This window comes from Methanosaeta sp. UBA356 (assembly GCF_002496465.1).
Taxonomy (GTDB): domain Archaea; phylum Halobacteriota; class Methanosarcinia; order Methanotrichales; family Methanotrichaceae; genus Methanothrix; species Methanothrix soehngenii.
This window is the reverse complement of sequence record NZ_DAKC01000135.1, coordinates 1,754-12,297: the sequence shown is the minus strand read 5'-3', so window position 1 is coordinate 12,297 and position 10,544 is coordinate 1,754. Positions and strand designations below refer to the sequence as shown.

Genomic DNA, 10,544 nt, shown 5'->3' with positions numbered 1-10,544 from the left:
ATATCTACACCCCGCTCTTCATCAAGAATCAGTACATGAGAACCAAGCCCTCATATATAGCTCCGGACAATCTCTCCACCAGAGAGGTCTACAACGTCTCCGGATATCCACGAGTAATGCTTTCCGGCAGCATACCTTAGGGGGGCAAAGGATCCGGGCAATCGCATTCATGCAAAAAAAGACGAATCAAAAGCGGCCTTCAGAGGTACTTTTGAATCTTTGCCACCAGTGAGGGCTTGGGATAGGCGCCCACAAGCTTATCGATGAGCTTTCCATCCTTGAAGACCATCAGGGTGGGTATCGCCGAGATCCTGAACCTATTGGCGGTCTGAGGATTCTCATCCACATTCAGCTTGCCAAAGACTGCCCGTCCTTTCATCTCTGCAGCCAGCTCCTCGATGATCGGGCCGATCATGCGGCAGGGGCCGCACCACTCCGCCCAGCAGTCCAGGATCAGAAGAGGGTACTGGTTTGAAGCGGCATCAACGGTTGCATCTGTGACAATGATCGGCTTTCCTGGCAGCTCTACGGTTGGTTCATGGGGTTTGTTAATCTCGCTCATCATCTTCTCCATTTTCTTTTTCTTAATCTCTTCCAACTCGTCCAAGCTCAATCCTCCAAGCTCTTTATAGCTTTGATGATCAGTGATTTGAAGTGGTCCAGCTCCATGGGCATGATGGTGAAGGGGAGGTTGGTGAAATCGAAGAACTCCAAGAGCTCCTTCTCCCTCTTTGGAGCATCCTTTAATGTATCGATGTAGATCGATCCCTTGAATGAGCCCATCTGCATGCGGGCAGTCTCCGGATCCCAGCCCAATCGATTGAATATATCCTTCCAGGCATCCAGCCAGCCTGGGGAGAGATAGAAGAAGAGACCCTCTCGTGCTTTCTTCTCTACGGCCTGGCGGGATATGAAGGCATCAACACAGTTCTGACAATCCATTAAGGCGGCATGGTAGGGTTTCAGGATCTCATCGATCTTGGGATGGCACTGTCCATAGGCCACAATACTTCCCTGGCTGCCATCCGATGAAGCCCTTTTCAGCTCCTCTTCCAGGGCATCCTTTAGCTCGTCGAAGTCAACATGCAGGCCAGGGCACAGATAGCGAGCTTTAAAGGGAAATCCGAGATCGGCACTCAGTCTCTCGATCTCATCCTTGAAGATGCCGCAGGCAATGATTGTATACATGGCTGGAACGTTCTATATCATCTATAGGATATATCTGTGATCCTCGATACTGCATTAATCATTCATAATCTTTATCTAGAATAAACGGCAAGTGCAAGTGTCAGAGCCTTATGAATCTAATGCCACTGGGAAAGTTGGGGGCCAGATGCACGCCAGAGGGCAGAGCAGACTTTGGCGTATTCTTGCCCTGGGTATCGGATTCAGATGGAGTTGGGCTCGGGGTTAAGCTCATCCATGAGAATGACCAGTTCCTTCAAGATGTTCCGGCAAAGACCTTCGAGATGGAATGCTCTATTGATCCGAATTATGGAGAATACTGGCACGGCCAGGTGGAGATAGACGCCTCTGAGAAGCCCCATAAGAAATCCGCCTGGGGCAAGCCGGGAAGATATGTATACCGCTATTTTCTGGAGAGAAGGAATAATGAGCCCATCGACTGGATCATAGACCCCTATGCCAGGGAGTTTGGCATCGGGAAGCTTTCCGCTTTTACATTAGGCTACGAGCCTCATATCTGGAGCGATGAAGAAGAGCTATGGAAGACTCCCAGGCAAGAGGATCTCATAGTCTATGAGCTGATGATCAATGAGTTCGGCGGGGACATGAGGACTGCCACCCGCCATCTGGAATACCTGCAAGACTTGGGAGTCAACTGCATAGAGATCATGCCGGTCACCAATATATCCAACACCACAGACTGGGGATTTCTGCCCATCGGCTACTTCGGGGTGGACGAGAGGTTTGGCAAAAGAAGAGATATGCAGAGGCTGATCGACTCCGCCCATCAAAAAGGGATAGCTGTGATCCTGGATATGGTCTACGGCCATACGGACAGCCTATTTCCCTACTCCTACCTCTACCGAGAGATGGGCTTTGGGGAGAATCCGTTTCTGGGGTCCTTCGCCAAAGACCTCTTCGGAGAGAGCACCGACTTCAATCGAGCCCTAACCCGGGACTTCTTCTATACGGTCAATCACCACTGGCTGAGCACCTATCACGTGGATGGGTTCAGGTACGACTGCGTTCCCAACTACTGGGACGGACCCACGGGCCTGGGTTATGCCAATCTGGTCTATCAGACCTACAAGCTGGTCTTTGGAATGAGAGGATCTCAGGACCATTGGCAGAGGTTCTTCGAGGGGGATGAGATCCACCTTATCCAGTGTGCAGAGCAGCTGGAGGAGCCGGTGGAGGTGCTGGATAAGACCTACAGCAGCAGCACCTGGCAGAACCAGACCTTTGATGCTGCCATTGCCGTGGCCCGAGCCGAAGCCAGTGAATTAGCGGGCCGTCTGACCTATCTTGGCCATCGGCTGGGCCTTGTCGGCTATCCAGCGAAGGAGAAGATCAATGAGGACACCATCCAGAAGAGCGCCCTGCAGTATATTGAGAACCACGACCACTACCGGTTCGTCTGCAACTTCTGCACCATCAGCAGGGATGACAACGATCTACTGAAGGAGGGGGACAGAAGGTATTGGTACAAGGTCCAGCCCTATCTGATAGCGATCATGACTGCCAGGGGGATTCCCCTGATCTGGCAGGGCCAGGAGCTGTGCGAGAACTACTTCCTCCCGGAGAGCGGCATGGGGAGGGTGGTGATTTTCCGGCCGATGAGGTGGGACTACTTCTACGATCCCATTGGAAAGAGGACCATCTGGCTGACCAGAAGGCTGATGAAGCTGAGACGGAAGGCGCAGTTCCTGAGGGGGGAGCACTGGTTTTATGATGATCCTGAGAGATACCAGTCCCGAGGACTGCTGCTCTTCTCCCGGCGGGCAGGTGACGCTTTCAGCCTGGTGGCCCTTAACTTCACAGATAGCGATCAGAAGGCATACTTCTCCTTCCCGCTGGGAGGCGATTACTATGAGGAGATTCATGGGGAGGACAGCTTCAGGGCAGGGGCAGGGGAGTGGCTAGAGATCTGCATCCCCAGCAACTACGGGAGGATCTGGACCGTCGAGGGCGGTGAATGAAGATCACTCGCCTGGTAGACAGGTTGATCACACCCTGGGCCGACACGGCTCGGACGATATGAGGCCGGAATGGATCAGCAGCCTGGATGAATCGGAGGGAGGGATCCCCGGACATTATTTATGCGAAGCTGAGTATTAGCCCCCGATACAATGAATAAGCCCTTTCCCGATCCATCCCTCGGCATGAGGCATGACCTCCATCCAGGGGATATCGGATATATCATATACATGCACGGCATCTTCCATGCTCTCGAGCAGGGCTGGGACCATACGTTTGAGGTTTATGTGGCTGTGCCTTTGGCGGAGTTTGCCCAGTCCAAATCCAGCCGGGAGAAGATATGGATCCTGGAGGAGGGTGATCGGATCGCGGGCTCGGTGGCCATAGTCAAGCGCACAGAGGAGGAGGCTCAGCTTCGCTGGCTTCTCCTGGAGCCGGAGATCCGGGGGCGAGGAATCGGCAAGTGGCTGGTGGAAGAGGCCCTGGATTTCAGCCGCATCTCTGGGTATGAATCGATCTTCCTCTGGACGGTGGAGACCCTTTACATAGCAGCAAATCTCTATCGATCGGTGGGATTTGTTCAAAGGGAGAGGCTGACTCATGAGATCTGGGGGAGCACGGTAACCGAGGTCAAGTACGAGCTGCCATTGTAGGCACCTTTCTGGCCTGCTTGGAGAAAGGATGGAGAAACGGCCTGGGCAGCAAAAAAAGAGATTCGTCGCTCCATCTCCATCCATTGCTCAGGCTAACCTATTATCATGCCCTTATGGGTCATCTTGGGCTTGATCAGATCGCTACTGGGAGTCATCAGTGGATGGTCATCCTGGCCATCATACTCAAAGCTGTGGCTGGCATCGCCCAGGCCGTTGCCATCCGAGTCATTACCCTTATAGTCAGACCAGTAGTTTCCCAATAGGCCGGTGTAGCTCTTGCCTGCAGATGAGTAGCTGATCTGTTCAGGAGAGTGCCAGATGTTCTCTGAATCAGAGGACAGGGCATTCTGGAGGTTATCTATAAAGTCGTTCAGATAGATTGTGTTTTGGTTTGATTCGCGCAGGTAGATCCCGATTGAGTTGCCTGTCACATTGTTATTTGTCACTGTATTTCCCGAGCAGCCATTGAGAAGGCCGATTCCCTCCTCTTTGCTGCCAATGGCCCGGTTCTCCTGAATGATGTTATCTCTTGAGCCCTTGATGGCGATTCCATGATCGTTGCTCAGGGCGGCGTTATTGAGGATGGTGTTGTTGTGGGAATAGTAGAGGTATATGCCCATGGATGCGCCGGATGCAGTGTTGCCCTCGATGATGTTCTCGTCCGAGTGGGCCAGCATGATGCCGTCGCTGGAGAGAAGGCCCATCACCCCCTGGCAGCGGACGGAGGCATTGTTGTTGACGATCTTATTTTTATCTGAGACCATGAGGTAGATTGCAGCTCCACATGCCTCTATGGTGTTATTGCTGATCGTGTTGTGGCTGGAGGTGACGTCAATCCCGTCTCCATTCGGGTTCACTATTCTAAATCCGCTTATCTGGCTGTTGTTTGCGGTCATGAACACCGATCCGAGGATAGATCCGGCGTCTATTACCGGCATGCCCTCTCCAGAGTCGATGCCCATCAGGGCAACCTCCTTTTTAATATCCAGGGTTCCCTGGTAGGTGCCGCTCATAACCTCGATGATGTCGCCTGTGCGGGCCTGATCGATGGCCTCCTGAATGCGTTCCCCAGGTTGGACGGTGATGGTGGCCGCCAGAGCCGATCCGCATATCAGGAAGAGAATCAGGATGAGAGATACAATCTCCCCCGACCTCTTGATACCAGAGCAAAAAACCTTCTTTATCATCGATGTTATCTAGACGGCAGGGAATAAGAAATTTTTCCTCTGGACAGGGGGTTGCAGCTGATCTGGAAGGAAAACACGACAAGATATCGCAGGAAGCACCATTTCCATGCAGAGGATCGAGACGTCATAGTTCGAATTGTAGGCTGCTCTGAAATCCTTGCTTGGCGACATGTCTACTATCGTTGGCATTGATGATCAAGTCTTAAATAGCATGAGACGAAAACTATACATATGCTTGAGAGTCTGGAACGCAAAGACCGAAAGCGACCCATTCCCTACGAGTCTGATGTTGAGAAGACCGATGAGGAGATTGTAGAAGGCTTGATGGAGATAGCAGCTCTTTCGCTTACCGATGTACTGGAAGATGAGCCAGCGTATGAATGAGGATTTTAAAAAAGGTGATATAGTCTTAGCACCTCTTTCCTATTCAGATCTGGTTAATGACAAGCTCCGGCCTTCGCTGGTTTTGTATCATGATATCGATGTGAGGCAACTCACTGTAGCATACATATCAAGCAAAGTTCCCGCCAACCCAAGCCTTTGCGATATTGTGATCTCGCTGGGCACTCCTATGAGCATTAGGGGGGTCTAATATATCCTTCTGTGGTTAAGGTCCATTGGATCACTATTGTCAAGAGAATCATGGTGGAAAGGAAATTGGGCGAAGCCAATGAGGAGCTGAGAAAGAAAATAAATAAGATTTTGCCGCAGGCCCTTTCAATCTGAGAACGATCCGATGAGCATTCCAAAGCATGATGACAGCTAGACAAGCTATGAAGGGGTGGATTGAGGGATTGATATTGATATTGAAAACATGAACATGTGCAATCTTAGGCGCCATAGTTATTGGAACTATCTCACCCCAGCGCCAGATCGAGGCCACCCACCATCAGATAAATGCAGGGGATACTACGATCATTAAGGGCTCCGCAACCAGAAATCCCAATAACTGGATTTTCGAAAGTGGCCCCGAATCATAACCTGACAATGCACAATACCCTCTCAAGTCCGATAATCATATCTCTTTCGAGCGCGTATAAGACCATCATGAAACTGATTTATCCCTTATTCATTCTTATAATAGCGATAGCGGCGCCGTCAACCTGTCAAGAGAATGCAGAGGAATGGCTGGAAAGAGGCAATGAGCTCTTTAGCCAGGGGGATTACGAAGAGGCCATTGAGGCATACGATGAAGCCCTCCGGCTGGATCCAGAGAATCCCGTGGCATGGAGCAATAAGGGCACAGCACTCATCAATCAGAGAAGATACGAGGAAGCTATACAGGCCTTTGATGAAGTCATAAGGATAGACCCAGAGCTTGCTAGTGCCTGGAGCTATAAAGGCGGCGCACTCCATGAGCTGGGGGAATATGATGAGGCGATTGTCGCTCTTGACCAGGCCATAGGTCTGGAGCCGGAGAATGGCTCGATCTGGAGCCTTAAGGGATCTGCTCTCTATTTTCAGGGAGAGTACGATGAGGCCCTCACTGCGATTGAAGAGGCCATAAGGCTGGAGCCGGATAGTACTATTGCCTGGTCCCTTAAAGCTGATATTCTTTATGAACAGGGCGATTACCAGGAGGCCATAACTGCAGTCGATGAGGTCATAAGGCTGATGCCAGACTATCCTGCTGCCTGGAGCAATCGGGGCGAACTTCTCTGGCGACTGGAAAGGTATGATGAGTCTTTGGAGGCACTGGACAGGGCGATCCAGCTCGATTCCGATCTTGCCGACGCCTGGTACAACCGTGGCGAAGCCCTCAAGGCTCAGGGTCGGGACGAAGAGGCAGATGTTGCCTATACCAGAGCGAAAGAGCTGGGGTATTCCAGTTGAGTCAAGAACGGCAATCGATGCATCTCGATAGGCCAACTCGGGAAGTCCCCATCCTTTAGAGAGGTCTCCCGGATTGCGAGTCCGGGGGAGTTGCGACGAAGTCGCAACAGGATGAAAGCGGAGTCCTTTGCCCCAATTACATTCGTCCCGCATAGATCACCTATATATCCCGTCATTCCCTCCACTTAACTAAGACATGATTCCATGCAGGCTTCAAGTGCTACTTGGATGATCGATCACTTCTCTCTCGGGGAGATTTTGGATTCGCCAGACAATTCCACAGAGTAGGGAGGGAACACCCCGAATCTGTCCAATGAGATCTGAACCTCTGCATCGCGAATCTGATGTAAGTTTGGGCCAATGAAACGGAAACCGAAAATTCCCGCGAAACGCGCCCCGATGCCAGAGGGCTATGACGGCGTAAAAACGAAGAAGCAGCAGGGAAGCCCCGGCCTTTAGGCCGTGGGAGGAGTTCACAACAAGAAGATCTACGAATATGATGGAATTAAGAGCTTTATAAAATGGTGAGGTAAGATAAATGACAAGTATTGTACATTTTGAGATACCTGCTGACGACATTCAGCGAGCAAAGACCTTTTACTCCGACCTTTTTGGATGGAGGATGGAGAGCATGCCTGGGATGGATTATACAATGATAGACACCTTTGGCGCACCTGGTGGAGGCATGATGAAGAGGATGCATCCGGAACAGCAGATCATAAACTACATAGGAGTGCCGTCGGTTGACGAGTATGCGGCGAAAGCGGAGAAGCTGGGCGGCAAGATCATAGTTCCCAAGATGTCCGTCCCTGGAATGGGCTACTTCGTGGTCTGTCTGGACACCGAGAATAATGCCTTTGGAATCTGGGAAATGGACATGAAAGCAAAGGAATAATCGGATCTATCATCCGACTCCCATTTTTCTTCCGATGGCCCACAGGAATAGCCTGGAATGGAACTTGAAGAAGAACAGAAGGCTAATCTCTGCCGGGCCTCACCCACATAATTCGGATTCAGCAAAGAGCCTAAAAAATCTCTGCCACATCGGGCTCATCTACATCCTGAAGGTCTTCGGGATGTGCTCTGCTGCCAAAAAAAGAAAATATGGATCTACTTGATCTTTTTCTGGAGCTTCTTGAGCTTCTTCTTGGCAGATTCGCTGCCTCCAGCTGCTTGCTTTGCAAGCTCCTCTGCCTTGGCCTTCTTCACTTTGTTCAGCTTCTCCAGCTGTTTCTTGCTCACGGGCATGCTGTCACCTCTTATTTCGCCTCTGGCAGACACTTTAGATCTTTTCCTTTTTAAGAATATCCCTGCATTATTTCTGCCAGCCAACCACCAGCAGGAAGTTCAGCAGGACATCAGAGATATTGAATAAGTCCACAAAACCACAAAACAGCATGATTCTTTTTTTTGAAGGCAGGCTTTGGAATCGCACCCGAAAGATGAAAAACCAGGTAGACTCCATAGACGAGGCTGATATGGGCAGTGAAGGCCGATGTGCCTTGGGGCTTACAGCCCGTCATAAAACCGGCCAAGACTATCGAGCACCCGAATGCGTCCTTGAACGCGAATAGCAATGCGAACCCTTTAAGGGAACTTTAATCTGCCCATATCAGATGAGGGAATAAATGAAGAGACAAGAGAATAAAGCTTGTGGTGCAGATATTCACAAGAGATTTTTGATGGCCTGCATTCTCTCCAGGGACGGCTCAAAAGTCCTAAATCGGTTCGATATGACCGTAGAAGGCGTTCTTTGTTTCGCATCCTGGTTGAAGGATAATAACTGCAAAAAGGTAGCAGTAGAGTCTACAGGCAATTACTGGCATTTAGTCTACCAGGTATTAGACGACGAATTTGAGTTCATCCTAGGAAATGCATTCAAAACTCGTCGTCATTCTGGTGCTAAAACGGATAAACGAGATGCAGAATGGCTTGCGGAACTGTGTCTAAATAACCAGATCGAACCCTCAATGATTCTTCCTAAAGAAGATCGCGAACTAAGGGCGCTAACCAGGGCAAGAAAGGGCTATGTTGATTTCAGGTCTAAGCTTAAGGCCAGAACCATTCAGGAATTGGAGGCATGCACCATTAAGCTTGCATCAGAACTCTCAGATGTTTTCGGGAAGTCTGGAAGACACGTTCTTCAAGGACTAGTTGATGGCAGAAGTGCGGATGTCATAGTCGAGTCGATACCCTCCAAGAAGGTGAAGAAGAATAAAGAGATGATCAAGCAAGCCATTATAGCTGGCCTTTCACCAATCAGCATTTTCCTCATAAAATCTCATATTCAAATGATAGATGAAGTCGATAAGAAACTCGTGCAGTTGGATGCACAGATCAGCAGACTTCTTAAGGCGAGAAAAAGGGATGTTGAGATCGCGATGTCTATTCCAGGAATTGGTTTTGTATCCGCGGCAGCGATTCTATCTGAGATAGGAGATTACAGGAATTTTGCATCTGGGAAAAAGTTAGCAGCGTTCTCTGGACTCGATCCTTCTGTTTATGAATCTGCAGGAAAAAGGTATAACGGCAAGATCACTAAAATGGGATCAAAGTACCTCAGAAGGATGATAATCGAGTGCGCCCATGCATTATCAAGGACTAAAGCCAAGACGCAATTAAAGAGGTTCTTCTTGCGAATTATGGCCAGAAGAGGGAAAAATATAGCTACTGTTGCTTTAGCCAGAAAAATGCTGGTAGTGCTACATCATCTCCTCATCAACCAAGAGATGTACAAAGATGATGGCTTAGCCAAGCCAAAGAATGTTAAGGTCAGCTTTTCGGAAGAGTCAAAGTTGGATCCTTCCTCTCTGTAGACGAGGATCAGTGCTGCAGCCATCGGACAGACGAGCACGAGTGCGCCTGCAGGCAGACTGAAGGGAAGAGGAAGCTCTTGCTCAGCCATGCCACCTGCCAGCCAGAATGGTACTGATAGTGCGAAGAGCAAGATGAAGAACTTGAGAGGGGACCTCTTAGCTGATCCTGGGGATGTCATCACCTACCTCAAATGTTCTCCCCCTGATACCTCCCCTCATACAGCTTCTCCGCCTCATTCTCCAGCCTCATGAACACCAGCTGCATCAGCCGGGCGTTCTTCTTCAGCCGCAGTCCAGAGGGATTATGGACCACGAGCAAGCTCTGGCTGCGCCCCCGGTATCCCGGATCCCAAAGGGCAGTCTCCAGGCTAGCCCCGCAACGCAGGAGGGTAGAGCGGGCCCTTGCCAGGGCAGCCACATCTCCGGGAATATTTACGATCTCATTGAACGTCACCAGATAGGCTCCGGCGGATAGATCGATCCAGCCGGATTGGTCGAAATCCAGTGGTGCCGTATCCGGCAGCTTTCGTTCACTATTTTCAAAGGCCACCGCCCCGGAAGATGTGAAGCGCTCTATCTTCTGAACTGTCAGCTCCATACCACACATCTGAGTCTGAGTCTTCGAGTCGATCATGGCCTCAATTAGGCAGGATGCATCATTACCAGTAATAATAGTAATAAGGACACCTCAATTCGTTAAATTCATTCTCATTAAGCCTAATATGCATCATACTCTAGCATATCTATATATTCCTTAAATCTGTGTCGCTAGGTATCTTCCTTTAGATCCAGTATTTTTGAAGCCCTCAAATACGTTTGTTGGAGCATCAAGATAATCATGCCCGCGAACGAAGTGGATGATACTTTCAACTACTCCAGTCCAGGAACATCGC

The 10,544-nt window shown here is 50.0% G+C and carries 12 protein-coding genes; 7 read left to right on the top strand and 5 right to left on the bottom strand.

Annotation, left to right across the window (positions count from 1 at the left end):
• Positions 1 to 199 precede the first annotated feature (199 nt).
• Positions 200 to 607 (bottom strand): thioredoxin, encoded by a 408-nt coding sequence (trxA, locus tag BP727_RS13170; RefSeq protein ID WP_286859287.1) that lies wholly within the window; start codon positions 605 to 607, stop codon positions 200 to 202.
• 2 nt (positions 608 to 609) lie between these two features.
• Entirely contained in the window at positions 610 to 1,188 is a 579-nt protein-coding gene (locus tag BP727_RS13165) for a DUF1638 domain-containing protein (protein ID WP_286859285.1), read from the bottom strand.
• Positions 1,189 to 1,298: 110 nt separating this feature from the next.
• Here BP727_RS13165 and BP727_RS13160 point away from each other — a divergent pair, with 110 nt between their 5' ends.
• Positions 1,299 to 3,164, top strand: coding sequence for an alpha-amylase family glycosyl hydrolase (locus BP727_RS13160; protein WP_342766288.1), 1,866 nt, complete (start codon positions 1,299 to 1,301; stop codon positions 3,162 to 3,164).
• 150 nt (positions 3,165 to 3,314) lie between these two features.
• Positions 3,315 to 3,815 (top strand): GNAT family N-acetyltransferase, encoded by a 501-nt coding sequence (locus BP727_RS13155; protein ID WP_276619900.1) that lies wholly within the window; start codon positions 3,315 to 3,317, stop codon positions 3,813 to 3,815.
• A 92-nt stretch (positions 3,816 to 3,907) separates the two neighbouring features.
• On the opposite strand, the gene BP727_RS13150 is transcribed toward BP727_RS13155, so the two are convergent.
• Positions 3,908 to 5,002 (bottom strand): right-handed parallel beta-helix repeat-containing protein, encoded by a 1,095-nt coding sequence (locus BP727_RS13150; RefSeq protein WP_276619902.1) that lies wholly within the window; start codon positions 5,000 to 5,002, stop codon positions 3,908 to 3,910.
• A gap of 231 nt (positions 5,003 to 5,233) precedes the next feature.
• On the opposite strand from BP727_RS13150, the gene BP727_RS13145 reads away from it, so the two are divergent.
• From BP727_RS13145 to BP727_RS13130, 4 genes are all read left to right on the top strand, one after another.
• Entirely contained in the window at positions 5,234 to 5,386 is a 153-nt protein-coding gene (locus BP727_RS13145) for a hypothetical protein (protein WP_157863610.1), read from the top strand.
• Entirely contained in the window at positions 5,355 to 5,594 is a 240-nt protein-coding gene (locus BP727_RS13140) for a hypothetical protein (protein ID WP_162144981.1), read from the top strand. The genes BP727_RS13145 and BP727_RS13140 overlap by 32 nt, the downstream gene beginning before the upstream one ends.
• Before the next feature lie 455 nt (positions 5,595 to 6,049).
• Positions 6,050 to 6,835, top strand: coding sequence for a tetratricopeptide repeat protein (locus BP727_RS13135; RefSeq protein ID WP_013718223.1), 786 nt, complete (start codon positions 6,050 to 6,052; stop codon positions 6,833 to 6,835).
• A 538-nt stretch (positions 6,836 to 7,373) separates the two neighbouring features.
• Positions 7,374 to 7,730, top strand: coding sequence for a VOC family protein (locus BP727_RS13130; RefSeq protein WP_013718222.1), 357 nt, complete (start codon positions 7,374 to 7,376; stop codon positions 7,728 to 7,730).
• A gap of 215 nt (positions 7,731 to 7,945) precedes the next feature.
• On the opposite strand, the gene BP727_RS13125 is transcribed toward BP727_RS13130, so the two are convergent.
• Positions 7,946 to 8,083 (bottom strand): hypothetical protein, encoded by a 138-nt coding sequence (locus BP727_RS13125; protein ID WP_193373738.1) that lies wholly within the window; start codon positions 8,081 to 8,083, stop codon positions 7,946 to 7,948.
• A gap of 380 nt (positions 8,084 to 8,463) precedes the next feature.
• Between BP727_RS13125 and BP727_RS13120 the strand changes: the two genes are divergently transcribed.
• Positions 8,464 to 9,651, top strand: a complete 1,188-nt coding sequence (locus tag BP727_RS13120; RefSeq protein WP_286859275.1) for an IS110 family transposase — start codon at positions 8,464 to 8,466, stop codon at positions 9,649 to 9,651.
• 187 nt (positions 9,652 to 9,838) lie between these two features.
• Here BP727_RS13120 and BP727_RS13115 read toward each other — a convergent pair whose 3' ends face one another.
• Entirely contained in the window at positions 9,839 to 10,330 is a 492-nt protein-coding gene (locus BP727_RS13115) for a deoxyuridine 5'-triphosphate nucleotidohydrolase (RefSeq protein WP_048131638.1), read from the bottom strand.
• Positions 10,331 to 10,544 lie beyond the last annotated feature (214 nt).